14 protein-coding genes are annotated in these 14,999 nt (G+C 58.0%); 7 read left to right on the forward strand and 7 right to left on the reverse strand.

Annotation, left to right across the window (positions count from 1 at the left end; genetic code table 11):
* Nucleotides 1-151: 151 nt before the first annotated feature.
* The 4 genes from B7L15_RS01040 (at nucleotide 152) to B7L15_RS01055 (ending at nucleotide 4,891) form a co-directional block, all read left to right on the forward strand.
* The gene (locus tag B7L15_RS01040; RefSeq protein ID WP_085917194.1) at nucleotides 152-1,642 is read left to right on the forward strand and encodes a SulP family inorganic anion transporter; all 1,491 of its coding nucleotides are present in this window, start codon (nucleotides 152-154) and stop codon (nucleotides 1,640-1,642) included.
* A 35-nt stretch (nucleotides 1,643-1,677) separates the two neighbouring features.
* A complete protein-coding gene (locus B7L15_RS01045) occupies nucleotides 1,678-2,538 on the forward strand; it encodes a universal stress protein (protein ID WP_085917287.1) in 861 nt (286 codons plus the stop codon).
* A 155-nt stretch (nucleotides 2,539-2,693) separates the two neighbouring features.
* Nucleotides 2,694-3,854 carry a cyclopropane fatty acyl phospholipid synthase gene (gene cfa, locus B7L15_RS01050; protein ID WP_085917195.1) on the forward strand — a complete coding sequence of 387 codons (1,161 nt, stop codon included), beginning with the start codon at nucleotides 2,694-2,696 and terminating at the stop codon, nucleotides 3,852-3,854.
* Nucleotides 3,855-3,919: 65 nt separating this feature from the next.
* The gene (locus B7L15_RS01055) at nucleotides 3,920-4,891 is read left to right on the forward strand and encodes an arsenic resistance protein (RefSeq protein ID WP_085917196.1); all 972 of its coding nucleotides are present in this window, start codon (nucleotides 3,920-3,922) and stop codon (nucleotides 4,889-4,891) included.
* Nucleotides 4,892-4,913: 22 nt separating this feature from the next.
* Here the strand turns inward: B7L15_RS01055 and B7L15_RS01060 are convergent, their stop codons facing one another.
* Entirely contained in the window at nucleotides 4,914-5,297 is a 384-nt protein-coding gene (locus B7L15_RS01060) for a fluoride efflux transporter FluC (RefSeq protein ID WP_085917197.1), read from the reverse strand.
* Nucleotides 5,294-5,683 carry a fluoride efflux transporter FluC gene (locus B7L15_RS01065; RefSeq protein WP_233337267.1) on the reverse strand — a complete coding sequence of 130 codons (390 nt, stop codon included), beginning with the start codon at nucleotides 5,681-5,683 and terminating at the stop codon, nucleotides 5,294-5,296. The genes B7L15_RS01060 and B7L15_RS01065 overlap by 4 nt, the downstream gene beginning before the upstream one ends.
* A gap of 149 nt (nucleotides 5,684-5,832) precedes the next feature.
* Here B7L15_RS01065 and B7L15_RS01070 point away from each other — a divergent pair, with 149 nt between their 5' ends.
* Entirely contained in the window at nucleotides 5,833-6,687 is an 855-nt protein-coding gene (locus B7L15_RS01070; RefSeq protein WP_085917198.1) for a universal stress protein, read from the forward strand.
* Here B7L15_RS01070 and B7L15_RS01075 read toward each other — a convergent pair.
* Nucleotides 6,684-7,877 (reverse strand): MFS transporter, encoded by a 1,194-nt coding sequence (locus B7L15_RS01075; RefSeq protein WP_085917199.1) that lies wholly within the window; start codon nucleotides 7,875-7,877, stop codon nucleotides 6,684-6,686. The genes B7L15_RS01070 and B7L15_RS01075 overlap by 4 nt on opposite strands.
* A gap of 91 nt (nucleotides 7,878-7,968) precedes the next feature.
* Between B7L15_RS01075 and B7L15_RS01080 the strand changes: the two genes are divergently transcribed.
* Together B7L15_RS01080 and B7L15_RS01085 are read left to right on the forward strand one after the other, a co-directional pair.
* Nucleotides 7,969-8,310: a TraR/DksA family transcriptional regulator gene (locus B7L15_RS01080; RefSeq protein WP_085917200.1), complete on the forward strand. Its 342-nt coding sequence runs from the start codon at nucleotides 7,969-7,971 to the stop codon at nucleotides 8,308-8,310.
* A 38-nt stretch (nucleotides 8,311-8,348) separates the two neighbouring features.
* Entirely contained in the window at nucleotides 8,349-8,708 is a 360-nt protein-coding gene (locus B7L15_RS01085; protein WP_085917201.1) for a RidA family protein, read from the forward strand.
* A 5-nt stretch (nucleotides 8,709-8,713) separates the two neighbouring features.
* On the opposite strand, the gene B7L15_RS01090 is transcribed toward B7L15_RS01085, so the two are convergent.
* From B7L15_RS01090 to B7L15_RS01105, 4 genes are all read right to left on the reverse strand, one after another.
* Nucleotides 8,714-9,574, reverse strand: coding sequence for a MurR/RpiR family transcriptional regulator (locus B7L15_RS01090; protein ID WP_085917202.1), 861 nt, complete (start codon nucleotides 9,572-9,574; stop codon nucleotides 8,714-8,716).
* Nucleotides 9,574-11,331 carry a putative bifunctional diguanylate cyclase/phosphodiesterase gene (locus tag B7L15_RS01095; RefSeq protein WP_085917203.1) on the reverse strand — a complete coding sequence of 586 codons (1,758 nt, stop codon included), beginning with the start codon at nucleotides 11,329-11,331 and terminating at the stop codon, nucleotides 9,574-9,576. Before B7L15_RS01095 ends, B7L15_RS01090 begins: the two co-directional genes overlap by 1 nt.
* On the reverse strand, nucleotides 11,328-13,565 hold the full coding sequence (locus B7L15_RS01100; protein WP_085917204.1) for a hybrid sensor histidine kinase/response regulator: 2,238 nt from the start codon (nucleotides 13,563-13,565) through the stop codon (nucleotides 11,328-11,330). Before B7L15_RS01100 ends, B7L15_RS01095 begins: the two co-directional genes overlap by 4 nt.
* Before the next feature lie 65 nt (nucleotides 13,566-13,630).
* Entirely contained in the window at nucleotides 13,631-14,986 is a 1,356-nt protein-coding gene (locus B7L15_RS01105; protein ID WP_085917205.1) for an aldehyde dehydrogenase family protein, read from the reverse strand.
* Nucleotides 14,987-14,999 lie beyond the last annotated feature (13 nt).

Raw genomic sequence — 14,999 nt, forward strand, 5'->3', positions numbered from 1 at the left:
TCGCCTTTGCTATGTCCTGGCGTCACCGGACGTCAATCTCTCAAGCACTCAAGCACCGTCTTGTATGACCCAAGCGCTTTACGCGCCGCTGTCGGGCGTTTTACGCCACAGGCTTGCGGCCTGTCGTTAACCCTTAACTATGGACCCCCGCATGTACGAAAAATTTAAACTGTCTTGGCTTTCGAACCTCAAGGGCGACACCCTGGCGGGTATCGTAGTGGCACTCGCCCTGATTCCCGAGGCGATCGCGTTCTCCATCATTGCAGGGGTCGACCCCAAGGTCGGGCTTTACGCCTCCTTCGCCATCTGTGTGATCATCGCTTTCACCGGCGGCCGCTCCGGCATGATCTCGGCCGCCACCGGGGCCATGGCGCTATTGATGATCACCCTGGTCAAGGAGCACGGGCTCGAGTATCTGCTGGCCGCCACGCTGTTGACCGGCGTGCTGCAGATTATCGCCGGCTACCTGAAGCTTGCCGACCTGATGCGCTTTGTCTCGCGCTCGGTGGTCACGGGGTTCGTGAATGCCCTGGCGATTCTGATTTTCATGGCCCAGCTGCCCGAGCTGACCGACGTTACCTGGCACGTTTACGCCATGACGGCGGCAGGGCTGGCGATCATCTACGGCTTTCCCTATGTGCCCGCTATCGGCAGGATGATTCCCTCGCCGCTGGTGTGCATTGTGGTACTAACCGCGGTTTATATGATGACCGGCATGGAAATCCGCAGTGTGGGTGATATGGGTGAGCTACCCGATAGCCTGCCGATTTTCCTGTGGCCAGATGTGCCGCTAAATCTTGATACCCTGATGATCATCCTGCCGTATTCGCTGATGCTGACGATTGTTGGCCTGCTGGAATCAATGATGACCGCGACGATCATCGATGATTTGACCGATACCAAGAGCGATAAAAATCGTGAGTGTAAAGGCCAGGGCATTGCCAACATCGGTTCGGGCCTGATCGGCGGCATGGCGGGCTGTGCGATGATCGGCCAGTCGGTGATCAACGTAAAATCCGGCGGCCGTCGACGCACCTCGACCCTGATTGCCGGCATTGCGCTGCTGTTGATGGTGGTGTTCCTCGCCGACTGGGTCTCCCAGATCCCCATGGCGGCGCTGGTCGCGGTCATGATCATGGTGTCGGTGGGTACCTTCAGTTGGGAGTCGATTCGCGACCTCAAGAAACACCCCATGAGCACCAATATTGTGATGGTGGCGACCGTGGCGGTCACCGTCGGCACTCACAACCTGGCGATTGGTGTCTTCGTGGGCGTTCTGCTGGCGGCGATGTTCTTCGCCAACAAGGTCGGCAATATCATGTACATCGGCTCGACGGAAGTCGCGCCAGGTAGCGAGCGCGAATACCAGGTCGTGGGCCAGGTGTTTTTTGCCTCCTCCGAGCGCTTTATCGAAGCGTTTGATTTCAAGGAAAGCATCGACAAGGTCACCATCAATCTATCGCGGGCTCACTTCTGGGATATCACCGCCGTACAGGCGCTGGACCGGGTGGTGATCAAGTTCCGCCGTGAAGGCACCGAGGTTGAGCTGATCGGCCTCAACGAGGCGAGCGCCACCGTGGTGGATCGTTACGCCGTACATGATGACCCCGTGGCGGTAGAAAAACTCATGGGCGGCCACTAATCAGCAAGGAGTGCACAATGTCTGATCAATTCTCAATGTCCGGTCAGGTACTGGCCGCCATCGACGGCTCATCGTTTTCAGAAAGCGTCTGCGATTACGCCGCCTGGGCCAGCCAGGCGCTGAACGCGCCGCTGGTATTCGTCCACGTGGTGGACAACCATCCGCAAACCAGCGAGGACGCCAACCTGTCGGGGAGTCTGCGCCTCGGCGCGCGGGAAAAGCTCATGGAAGAGCTTTCCGATCTTGATGAACAGCGGGCCAAGGTCAATCGTGAGCAGGGCAAGCTGATGCTCGAGGCGGCCAAGGCGCGTGCCGCTGAAGACGGCATCGCCGACCCGGCCACCCGCCAGCGCAACGGCACCCTGGTGGAAACCCTGGTGGAGCTCGAAAACGATGTGCGTCTGCTGGTCGTGGGCAAGCGCGGCGAAACCGCCGACCAGGCCAGCGGCCATCTGGGTTCCAACCTTGAACGCGTGGTGCGCGAAATGCACCGGCCGATTCTGATGGTGCCGCGAGGCGGTTTCAAAACCCCGGCAAAGGTCATGATGGCGTTCGACGGCAGCAAGACGGCGCGGAAGGGCATTGAAATGCTCGCCAAGAGCCCGCTGTTCAGCGGTATTGCCTGCCATGTGGTCATCGTCGGCGCCGATACCGGCGAAAACAGCTCGCAGCTCGAGTGGGCGCTTTCCACCCTGCGCGAGGCCGGCCACGAAGCCGAAGGGGCGATTCGCGCCGGTGAAGTGGAAACAACACTTCATGCCTACGCAAAGGACAATGACATCGACATGATGGTCATGGGGGCCTATGGCCACTCGCGCATACGCCACCTGTTGGTGGGCAGCACGACCACCGACATGCTGCGCAAGAGCACCATACCCGTGTTGATATTGCGTTAAGCTCCCCGAAACCGGCCCTCGTACAGTGAGTGTGCCGGTTTTTTTTATCATTGTGGGTGGTGTGACTATTAAGGCACTTCACCTAATGTCGACGTTGGTTCTATGCTTAACTGAGGTGTTACTAATTCACTCACGGGATAGGCGGGGGTGTTACCTTGAACTTACCAATATTGGAGAAAAAAAGTGAGGTGTTCGACGAGCGTTCACCTTCCCATCGGTTCGTTGCCGACCTGCTCAAGCAAGCCGATATTGAAATCAATGGCCAGAGGTCCTGGGATATTCAACTGAAAGCCCCTGGCGTTATCGATAGCGCCCTTTCGCGAGGCAACCTGGGGTTTGGCGAAAGTTATATGCAAGGCGACTGGGAGGTTGAGTCGCTGGATCAATTCTTTTATCGCCTGATGCGTGCTCAGCTTCATCAGCGGATCAAGCCCACGCAACTGATTTATCATTCCCTGCGTGCCAGGTTGATCAACCGGCAAAGTGCCAAACGTGCCTGGGAAGTGGGCGAAAAACATTACGACCTGGGTAACGAGTTTTACGCGGGCATGCTCGACAAGCGTATGACCTATACCTGCGGGTACTGGAAAGATGCCACCAATCTGGACGATGCTCAGGAGGCCAAACTCGACCTGATCTGTCGTAAGTTGAATCTGGAGCCCGGCATGCGGGTGCTCGATATTGGCTGCGGCTGGGGCAGTTTCATGGCCTACGCCGCCGAGCATTATGGCGTCGAATGTGTTGGCCTGACCATCTCCAGAGAGCAGGCAGAGTTTGGCCAGCGCCTGATGAAAAACGGATTGCCGGTGGAGTTCCGTCTGCGGGACTATCGCGATGAAACCGAGACGTTTGACCGTATCGTCAGTATTGGCATGTTTGAACACGTGGGGCATAAAAACTATCGCGAGTTCATGGAGGTGGCGCATCGTTGCCTGAAAGACGACGGCCTCTTCCTGCTTCACACCATTGGTAAAAATCTGCGCGCCACGGCCTGCGATCCCTGGATCGACAAGTATATTTTTCCCAATGGTGAGTTGCCGGTCATGGGCCAGGTCACCGATGCGGCAGAAGGGCTATTTGTCGTTGAAGATGTACATAATTTCGGCGCTGACTACGACAAGACCCTGATGGCCTGGCACGCCAATTTCGAAACCAACTGGCCAAACTTCCGCTACCGTTTTGATGAGACCTTCTACCGCATGTGGCGTTATTACCTGCTGAGCTGTGCGGCTGCTTTCCGTGCGCGGGAAATCCAGCTTTGGCAGTTCGTGCTGAGCAAGAAAGGCGTGGTGGGCGGTTATGAGCGCGTGAGCTAATCATCGTTTAGGCACGACCAACGCCCCTGAGAGGGACATTTTTCTCTGGATCCGACACTACCTTGATGCGCGAAACCCTGGAAAAGTATCAAGTCTGGCTTTATCTCGTTGCCATCCTTGCCGGTATTGGTTTGGGGGCGCGTTGGGAAGTGATTCAGGCATGGAACGTTGCCCTCTGGCCACTGCTTGGCTTGTTGCTGTATGCGACCTTTACTCAAGTACCGCTGCTACATATCCCGCAAGCATTCAAAGACCGACGCTTTATGAGCGCGTTGGCGCTAGGTAACTTTATTGTCATGCCGCTGGTGGTGTGGGGGTTGGCCACGCTGTTTGGGTTGAAAGGTGCTGTGCTGCTCGGCGTCCTGCTGGTGTTGTTGGTGCCCTGCACCGACTGGTTTATCAGCTTTACCCATCTTGGGCAGGGGGATAGTGCCAAGGCAATTGCCGCGACGCCGGTACTGCTTTTGCTGCAGATAACGCTGCTGCCGCTTTATGTCACGTTAATGATGGGCGAGCAGCTTGTCAGTGACCATCTGCTGAGCGAATTATTACCTGCCTTTTGGGGACTGATCGTAACGCCGTTGCTACTTGCCTGGCTGACCGAAACAGGCGCCGCGCAATCTGCTGTACTCAAGCGAGGCGTTGAGGTGATGGGCTGGCTACCCGTGCCTTTGCTGACAGCAGTGGTGTTCTTGATTGCGGCCTCGCAAGTGCACTTGATTATTGAGTCGCAGGAGATGCTGGGTCAAATCGCCGTGCTTTTTGTGCTCTATCTGCTGGTTGCAGCCCTGGTCGGCAAGACGCTCCACATGCTTTTTCGCCTTCCCACGGCTTCTGGCCGGACGCTGGTTTTCAGCCTCGGTACCCGCAATTCCTTTGTGGTACTTCCGTTGGCGATTGCGCTGCCCGATATCTGGGCAGCATCGGTGGTGGTCATTGTCCTGCAGTCACTGGTCGAATTGCTGGGCATGGTGACGTATCTCGCCTGGGTGCCGCGGCTGGTAAAACACTCACCGGCCGATACGAGAGAATATTAGGTAGGTTTCAGGAGTGGGTGGCTTAACCGCTATTGGCCCAGCGTTGTCCTGCCCAGACTGCCGCCAACCATAAAGGCAGGCTGACAGCGATATAAGCCAACGCCAGGATGGGTTGGATCTGGGCAAGTGAAACGACTTCCAAGCTGAATAGAGAAAAGGTGGTGAATCCGCCGCAAAAGCCCGCCACCCAAAAGGGCTGCCAGCGTTTGCGTTGTGCATCGGGTGCCCGGGCAATGCGCCCGGCAAGCCAGCCGATCAGCCCTGAGCCGACAACATTGACCAGAAGCGTCCCCCAGGGAAAGGAGCTACCCAGGGTGCCTGTCATCGACAACGAGATGACGTAACGCAGCGCGCTGCCCAGCCCGCTGCCGATGCCAACCGCGGCATAGGTGGCAAGCGTCTTCATAGGCCCCCTCCCGCTAACCATGCACCTAACCCCAGCGCCGCAACGCCGAGTGTCAGCGTGCTGGTGATATTGGCGAGTGCCTTGCCTCCCATGCCGCTTTCCCACAGGCCCAGGGTCTGCAAGCTGAAGGATGAGACCGTCGTGAAGCCGCCCAGTAGCCCAACGGCGACAAACAGCCACGCATCACCGAATGGTGGGCTGCCCTGATTGAGGGTGCTCGCCACCCAGCCAAGGGCAAAAGCGCCCAGCAGGTTAACGGCCAGGGTGCCCCAAGGAAATGCGATGCCCAGCCATTTGGCAAACAGGTTCGAGGTGGCCACGCGGGCCATGCCACCGAAAGCCCCGCCAACTGCCACCAGCATAATGCTACCCCAGCTAATACCCAAGATACGTCCCCTTGCCAATTCGCCCCAGCGGTCATCAAGCTTATCATGTTGAGATGTCGGGGCAGGCGCTGTTGCCGGTCAATAAGTTCGTGTAAAAAGGTAGGCCACAACAATAATGTTTATTGCACCTGCTTGAGTGAGGTTGATCAATGTCTGATCGAGTATTGGCGGCTATCGACAGTTCCCAGTTTTCCGAAGGGGTATGCGACTACGCTGCCTGGGCTGCCAAGGCGCTTGATGCGCCTCTCGCGTTTATTCATGTAGTGGATAACCACCCACAAATCTCCGAGCCTGACCTGACCGGCAATCTGGGGCTGGGCACCCGCGAGCATCTACTGGAAAAGCTATCCGACGTCGAAGAACAGCGTGCCAAGCTGGCGCGTGAGCAAGGCAGGCTGGTGCTGGAGGATGCCAGGCAGCGAGCCTTGAAAGCGGGTGTCGAAGCGCTAGATGCCATGCAGCGCAACGGTACCTTGGTGGAAACCCTGGTCGAGCAGGAAAAGAGTGTACGCCTACTGGTGGTGGGTAAGCGTGGTGAAACCGCTCACCAGGCCAGCGGCCATATAGGTTCAAACCTGGAGCGCGTGGTGCGCGAAGTGCACCGCCCTATCCTGATGGTGCCCAGAACATTTACCCATCCCGAAAACGTCATGATGGCCTTCGATGGCAGCAACACAGCGCGCAAAGGCGTTGAAATGCTGGCCAAGAGCCCGTTGTTTAACGGTGCGACCTGCCACGTTGTCATCGTCGGCGCGGAAACCGCCGAGCACCGTTCACAGCTGGAGTGGGCGCTGACGAGCCTGACGAGTGCGGGCCATACGGCCGAAGGCGCGATTCGAGCGGGTGATGTCGAAGAGACGCTGCGCGCCTACAAAGAGGAACATGGCATCGATATGCTGGTCATGGGCGCCTACGGCCATTCGCGCATTCGCCATTTGCTGGTTGGCAGCACTACCACCGCGATGCTGAGGAAGGCCCAATTGCCGGTGCTGATTCTGCGCTAGGGGCTGGCCGTTTGGTTGGCTATTTGCAAAACGCGTTGGGCAAGACACCAGGCGGCGACGATAAACGCCAGCATCGTGGCAAGGATGGCCGGAAACGCCATGCCAGCGCTGAGCGCGAGTCCGATGGCGGCGGGAGCGATACCCGTGGAAAATACCATGGCGGCGCTGAGCGCGGAGCGTACGCGTCCCAGGTGCTCGATGCCCCACAGCTTGATCAGCAGGCCCGAGGCAATCAGCTCTTGAGCGCCCATGGCCAAACCGCCTCCCACCATCAACGCCCAAACGCTTGCGTTCCCTCCGGCCAGTGTGGCGAATAGCATCGCCGCCGCATAAGGAATCAAGTACACGCGGGCTAGACGCACCGGGCCAATTTTGTCGATCCAGCGGCCGCCCAACAGTGCGCCAGGAAGCTTGGCGACCCCCATGCCGGTAAGGGCCAGCGCATAGACGCTCAGCGAGCTGTCCAGGGCATCAGTCAGCTGCGCCTGGTAAATGAATAGCCCTGTCATGGTGATCGGCAGCGACATGAGCAGCGGCAATAACGCCCAGAAGCGAGGCTCGTAAAAGGGTCGCGGCCCGGTGGTGTCACGTTTCTGGGGTTTTTGGCCCGGGGCGTTGGACCAGGGGGCACGCTGCAGCAGCCATAGCCAAGGCAGGGCCAGCAGGGCACAAAGCAACCACCAGAAGGACTGCCAGCTTAGCCATAGCAGTGTCGCCGCGACGAGCGGTGGAAGCAGCGCTTCGCCAAGTGGAATGCCCAAGCTTGCAAGCCCCATTGCGCGGCCCCGCTGGGTGGTGAACTCCCGGGCAGCGAGGGTGTTGCCCAGGTGGGTCAACATGCCCTGCCCGCATAATCGCACCAGGCCCAGGCCGAGAACGCCAAGCCACCACCAGGGGGAAAGGGTGAGCAGGGCAACGCCCGTCACCAGGGCGAACAGCACGGTAATCGCGAATCGGCGTGGGGATATCCAGTCGATGGAAGGACCGTAATACAGCATTACAAACCCTGAAACGAGCGTCACGACGGTGTAGGCGGTACCGAACTGGCCCGCGCTGAACTGCCAATGGTCAGCCAGCGGTGCCTGAAAAAGCCCGACAAAAAAACTTTGCCCAAGGCTTGAACTGAACATTGCCAAAAAGGCGATGCTTAACACACTACGGTGGTCGCGCAGCAGGGTACGATAGCCCATGATGCAGTATCCTTTGCGAAACAAGCGGGCGAAGGGGCGCTCGTAAAAGGTTAATTCTCCAAGTATAACAGCAGATCCTAAGGAGGCGGCGATGAACCATCCCGATGTAGACGTGGAGGCCATGAAGGCCCGTTTAATCACCCTGCGCGAAACGCTGATCGACGAAAGTGCTGGCAGTGCCGGGGCTCGGGATACGGTGACGCTGGATCAAACCTCGGTAGGTCGGCTGTCGCGTATGGACGCCCTTCAGGGGCAGGCCATGGCCAAGGCCGAAGAGCAGCGTCGCCAGCAAAACGTGACGCGTATCGCGGGCGCACTACAGCGCCTCGAACAGGGTGTCTTCGGTGAATGTATCAAATGCGGCGAGTGGATTAACATTAAGCGTCTGGAAAGCGACCCGCTGGTGCTCAAGTGCATCGGCTGTGCCGAATAGGCCGAATGACAACGGATTCAACGATAACGAGGAACCCCATGACAATTGAACGCCACGACACCAAAGCCCGTATGAGCCGTGCGGTCATCCATCAGGGTGTGGCCCACCTGTGTGGCCAGGTTGCCGGGCCAGAGGCGCGTTACGACGATATCACGGCACAAACCGAAAGCATGCTGGCGCGGGTGGATGACCTGTTGAGCGAGATTGGCTCGTCTCGAGAGCAGCTGCTGACCGCCACGATCTACCTCAAGGACGGTAGCGATTTCGCGGCGATGAATGCCGTTTGGGATGCCTGGGTGCCGGAAGGCCATGCGCCGGCACGCACCTGTGTATGTGCACCGATGCCTGCCGACGAGCTGAGGGTCGAGATTACCGTTTGCGCTGCTGTGACCGATTAAACGCCCTAGGTGTTTTTGGGAACAGGGAAGCGTGTTTCCCGTAGGCTGTCCTTGATCTTTTTGAGGTGCGGCAGGAAATCCTCGCCGCGCCTGAGCGTCACACCGGTGGCCAGCGCATCGATCAGCGTCAGTTGAATCACGCGTGACGTCATGGGCATGTAATGGTCAGTGTCTTCCGGCGTCGCGACTTCAAGGGTGGCGGTGCATTCCTGGGAAAGCGGTGAATCCGGCGCTGTGATGCCCAGCACCACAGCGCCCGCTTCGCGGGCGACGCGAGCAATGTCGACCAGTTCACGGGTGCGCCCGGTATAGGAAATGATCACTACCACATCGCCTGTATGGCAGGCAGCGGCAACCATGCGTTGCATCAGTACATCGATGTGCACCATGACCGGCAGGTTGAAGCGGAAGAACTTGTGCTGGGCATCCTGCGCCACCGCACCGGAGGCCCCAAGGCCGAAAAAGTGGATCTGCTTGGCCTGGGTCAGGTAATCCACCATGCGTTCCACGGCGCCCATGTCGACTTCACGTTGGGCTTCATCCAGTGCGGCAATGGTGGCGCCAAAGATTTTCTGGGTGTACTGGGTGGCGGAATCGCCAGGCTCGACTGCCCGGGTCACGTAGGGGGTGCCGCCCGCGAGGCTCTGGGCAAGTTTGATCTTGAAATCGGGATAGCCCTTGGCGCCAAAGTTGCGGCAGAAGCGGTTCACCGTCGGCTCGCTGACGCTTGCCGCCTGTGCCAGGCTGGCAATGCTCAGGCTGGTGGCGGCCGCAGGATCATCGATAATCACGTTGGCGACCTTACGCTCCGAGCGGTTGAGATCTTCCAGGCGTTGGCGTATCCGGTCGAGCAAGTCGTGAGCCATTAAACGGTCTCCGTGGAGGTTGGTGGCAAGTGCGGCTGCCAATTATCGCACCAGGCGAGGAACTCGCCGGCCGGTAATGGCCGCGAGAAATAATAGCCTTGAGCAGTTTCACAGCCAATGCCCCGTAAGTACATGGCCTGATACGCGGTTTCAATGCCTTCCGCGACAACATCACTGCCCACGCTATGCGCCAGTTGGGCAATGGTGCGCGCCAGTTGGCGTTCTACGTCGCTTTCCTCCAAGTCCATAACAAAGGCGCGGTCAATCTTCAGCGTTGAAAAAGGCAGCGTCTTGATATACGCCAACGAAGAGTGGCCGGTGCCAAAATCATCGATGGCCACGGCGATATTGGCCTGGGTAAACTGCTCAAGCTGTTGCCGTGCGTTCTGCATATCGCTCATTAAACCGGATTCAGTGACCTCAATGGCGAAGAAGTGCGCGGGGATTTGGTGGTCTTCCAACTGACGCAAGACGCTTTCGGCGAAATCCTTGCGCGCCAGCTGCCGGGCGGCTACGTTCACCGCAATGTGAAAGTCATTGCTGAACACGTTTTTCTGTCGCCAGTCGGCGATCGTCCTCATGGCCTCTTCCAGAACCCACTCGCCAATCGAAAAGATATCTCCGCTGGCTTCAGCCAGAGGAATGAACATGCCTGGTGATATGTGTCCCAGGTCGGGATGGTGCCAACGCAATAACGCTTCGGCACCGACAATACGCTGATCACTCAGGCGCAGCTTGGGCTGGAAGACAAGCGACATTTCACCGCGTTCGGTGGCGCCACGCAAGGCTTGCAGAACGTGTAGCCGATGGCGCTGCTGGGCCTCGAGCGTTTCGCTATAGCACTGAACGGCTCTGCCGTTCTTCTGTGGTAGCGCCAAGGTCGCCATATGGACTAACCGCTCAATATCAAATGCACCGCGGGCTTGGCTAATGCCGACTCTTGCTCCTAGTGGCAGCAGCAAATCGTCAACCTGCTGGTCGGTTTCGAACGTTTCCATCAGGTGATGGGCCAGCGACAGAAGCTTACGCTTGTCATCGGTGGCGCTAATCACCAACAGCTCGCTGCCACCCCATAAGCCGAGTGTGTGGGAGTTGCTCAGGCGCTCACCCAGGCGCTGTACAATATGGCTCATTAGCCTTTCGGCAATCCGGTACCCATGCAATCGAATGACATCATCAAAGCGGTCTAAGGCAATAAACAATAGCCCAGTGGCATCGTTGTGCGTTGCCGCTTCGCTGAGGGCTTGAGTAAGGCCGCGCCGATTGGGTAAACGCGTAATGGGGTCGGTGCATGATTGAAGGTAAAGCGCCTGAGTGCGTTCATTGACTATGCGTTCCAGAGTGTCGGCCTGTCGGTCGCGGACGTGGTAGCGATGCTCGACGTTCAGCACGTTGAGAATGCGTTGCAGCACCTCGTCATGCTTGAAAGGCTTGGTAACAAAGTCGCGCACGCCAAGCGCCAGCGCGCGCTGTCTGGTTTCGTCGTCAATCTGGGCCGTGAGGATGACAATCGGCGGCGTCTGCTCGCCAAGGTGCGCGTTGAGCTGCTCGATAACCGCGTAGCCATCCAGGTAAGGCATGCGAATGTCCAGCAATAACAGATCAGGTAGTGACCGCTGGCAATAGGCGAGCACATGGCGGGAATCGCTGATGCCATGAGTGTTGTGAAAACCCTGGTTTTCGAGCAAGTCGAGCATTAGCTCAATGTTGACAGTGTTATCGTCAACGACCAATACGTGTTTGGAATAGAATGTCATGGCTCCTGCCTGATGGGCGCTCCCAGCAACGGGTTAAGCGTGTCAGTAAACTGTTTAATGTCGATTGGTTTGGTTAGATAGGCATCAAACCCTGCTCTGAGGCCCTTTTTTATGTCGCTGGGCAGCGCATTGGCCGAAAGGGCAATGACGCGCACATCGCGATAGAGGGGAGTCGTACGCAGCTTGGTCAACGCGTCATAGCCACTCATGCCGGGTAGGTGCAAGTCCATTATCACCACAGCGGGAATGTCGTAACGCATCATTTCCAGGCCGATCTCAGCACTTGATGCGGTGCGAAGCGTCACGCCCTCCATGGCGTCGACAATATCTTCCATCAGGTGTTGGTTGGCAGGATTGTCTTCGATGTACAGCAGTGTTTGCTGGTTTGCAGTCTCTGGCAGGTGTTGTCGGTCAGCGCCTTCGGGGCGCTCAGTGGCGGGGGAGGCCGACACTGGCAACGTGAACCAGAACGTCGTCCCATGGCCTGGCTGGCTGTCGACGCCAATCTCTCCATGCATGCGTTCCACTAGCTTCCGGGTAATGGACAATCCTATACCGGTTCCTTCCACATGGCTTTCTTCAGCATCAAGGCGGTTAAACGGTTCGAACAGCTCGTTCAACCGGTCGGTCTGGATGCCGGGGCCCGTGTCGCTGATGCTGAGCTTGGCGACATCTTTCTGATGCTGCGCAAGGATATCGATACGCCCGTTGGCCACGTTGTACTTGATCGCGTTGGACAGCAGGTTGAGAAGTATTTGCTTGGTACGTGTGTAGTCGGCACTGATCTTCAAGTCGGTATCAGGTAATGAACAGGTCAAGGTGATACCAGCGGCCTCGGCGTTAGCCTCGAGGGTGCTACAGGCATCCTCGAGGATGCTGTTCAACGAAATGGCTTCAATGGAAAGCGACAGTTGGCCCGCTTCGACTTTGGCCAAGTCCAGTACGTCGTTTATCAAACTAAGCAGATGGTGGCCGCTCTTTTCGATCTGGTTGACTTGGCGTTTTTGTTTGTCATTCAGAGGTGCGCGGGGGTTGTGGCCGAGTACTTGGGCAAAGCCGATAATCGCGTTGAGCGGCGTGCGCAGTTCATGGCTCATCGATGATAAAAATTCGCTCTTGGCCTGGTTGGCACGCTCGGCTTGATCGCGGGTATTGGCTAAATCCTGCATGACCTGCTCGCGCTCAGCCATCTGGCGGTAAAGGTTGATCAGTAGCACGCAGGTGTCGGTGAAGGGCTGAAGCCAGTCCAGCAGATGCTGGTCCAGCTGCTGACGGCTGTTGGCGATGGCAAACATGCCGATGAGTTGGCCGCTATTGAAAATAGGCACGCCCAGGTAGTTTCCAAACTGCACCTGGCCCAGCGGGAACTCGCTGCGCTGGGTATGCTCATTAACATCGTTGTCGATGACCACCTCACCACGGGCAAAGACCCTACCCAACAGCGAGTTGGGGTTCTTGAGCACCATGTCGCCGCTGAGCAGTTGCTCTATGTGATGACGTGATTCGGAACTCCACAAAGGGCCTTTAATGGCATTAAGCTTCAGCGCATTGCTGATATCGCCGGGTAGTACCTCGCCAATCAAGGTGTATTCGCTGTCGGTGAGCTCGCTCAGGGCTTCCGTTAAAAAGGTCCACAGCTGCTCGCCGGACATGAGCGCCTGATAGTCGGTGATGCCGTGGTGGAGAACTTTGAGCAGTTGCTGCTCTTTATGCATCCGGTTGGCTGTCTGGGTGAGTTCAACCTGCAGCTTGTGGTGGCGAAACAGTTCTTCAACCTGACCCGCTAAACGACCCAGTAGCTTCAAGTCACGTTCGCTGAATGGGCGCGGTTGGTAGTCGATAATGCATAAAGTGCCAACGGCCATGCCATTGAGGGGCCGTATCGGGAAGCCTGCGTAAAAGCGGAAATGCGGCGGGCTTGTGACCAATGGATTGCCGGCAAAGCGCTCGTCTTCAAGGGTGTCTTCAATGATGAGCGGTCCATCTTGGGCGATGGCGTGGTCGCAGAAAGAAATGCTCCGGTCCGTTTCAGACATCTCAATTCCTTGGTGCGATTTAAACCACTGCCGTTCTTGATCGATGAGCGATACCAAGGCAACAGGCACATCGAATAGGTCGCGGGTCAGTTGTGTCAAGCGTTCAAACGCCCTGTCACTGGGGGTGTCGAGGACACGAAGCGCATGCACCGCGTCCAGGCGCTGAGGCTCGTTATCGAGGGTTGGTGGTGCTGGCATCCTTGCTCCGTGGGAAGGTGTCAATAAAACCTTATATTAACATTATCGGCCGTTTGCTCCCCGGCTTAAATGAGACGAAGTAACTTTAGTAGCCAGCGACGGTAAGGTGGGTATAGCTGCGTGGCAGGAGAGCGGCTGGCCAGATAAAACATCCCGCGCAGGTGGCTGAAACGGTGAAAGCCGTGACGGCCGTGATAGGCCCCGTGGCCGCTGGCCCCGACGCCGCCAAACGGCAGCCCCGGCACGGCGTGATGCAACAGTGTGGTATTGAATACCAGGGCGCCAGACTGGCTGGCGTGTTGCCAATGGCGTTGTTGATCGCGTTGCTGGGTGAATACATAAATCGCCAGCGGGTGTGGTCGCGCAGCGACAAAGTCAAGCGCCTTATTGCTGTCCTTGACGCTGATAACTGGCAGGCAGCGGCCGAAAATTTCCTCGCGCATCACGGCAAGCCTCTGGTGGGGATCTATCACCAGCGCGGGCGCGTGGGCGCCGTGGTCAATGATTCGGCATCCGTGGTTACGCGCCTCGGCGAGCATCGCTTCACTGCGTGCACGCTGAGCCTCGTTTATTGGCTGGGTGGCCTCCCGTGCCGAGGGGCGCTGTTTTAAAATCGCGCGGCTCAGAGCGTTGGTCAGAGCATCGATATGGCGGCTTTCAACCAGCACGTAATCGGGGGCAATGCAGGTTTGCCCGGTATTCATGCCCTTGCCGAAAATAATCGCGTCGGCAGCACGCGTAAAGTCGGCATCCCCTGCTACAAACGCCGGGCTTTTGCCGCCCAATTCCAGCGTCGTTGGGGTCAGGTTGTTGGCAGCGGCCAATGCAACTTTCCGGCCGACCTGGGGCGAGCCTGTAAACAGCAAATGGTCGAATGGCAGAGCGCTGAACGCCTGGCCGGTGGTGGCGTCGCCCTCAATCACGCACAGTGTTCGGGGGCTGAAATACTGCGTTACCAGTCGGCCAAGCAGGGCGCTGGTGTGTGGCGTGAGCTCGCCGGGCTTGAGCATGACGCGGTTTCCCGCCGCGAGTGCATCAACGACCGGCATCAACGCAAGGCTCCAGGGGTAGTTCCAGGGGGCGATAATACCTACAACGCCAAGAGGTTGGGGCGCAATACGCGCACGTGCAGGCAGTAGCCGCCAGGGGACGCTGACTCGCCAGGGGCGCATCCAGTGCCATAGATGACGACGCGCATGGCTCACAGCATCAAGTACCGGTTGAATGTCGGCAAGCTGAATCTCGACCTCGCTGCGCTGGCCGAAATCGGTCTGGATGGCCTCGATGATGGCGTGTCGGTGGCGCCTGGTCATCAGCGCCAGCCGGGCCAAAAGCTCACGTCGTTCCGCCCGGGTGGGGTAAGGCGACTGGCGGCAGGCGAGACGCTGAGTCTCCAGGCAGGCGTTGAGGTGGCAGGTCATGGCGTCTCCTTGA

The organism is Halomonas sp. CSM-2 (assembly GCF_002119345.1).
Taxonomy (GTDB): Bacteria; Pseudomonadota; Gammaproteobacteria; order Pseudomonadales; family Halomonadaceae; genus Vreelandella; species Vreelandella janggokensis.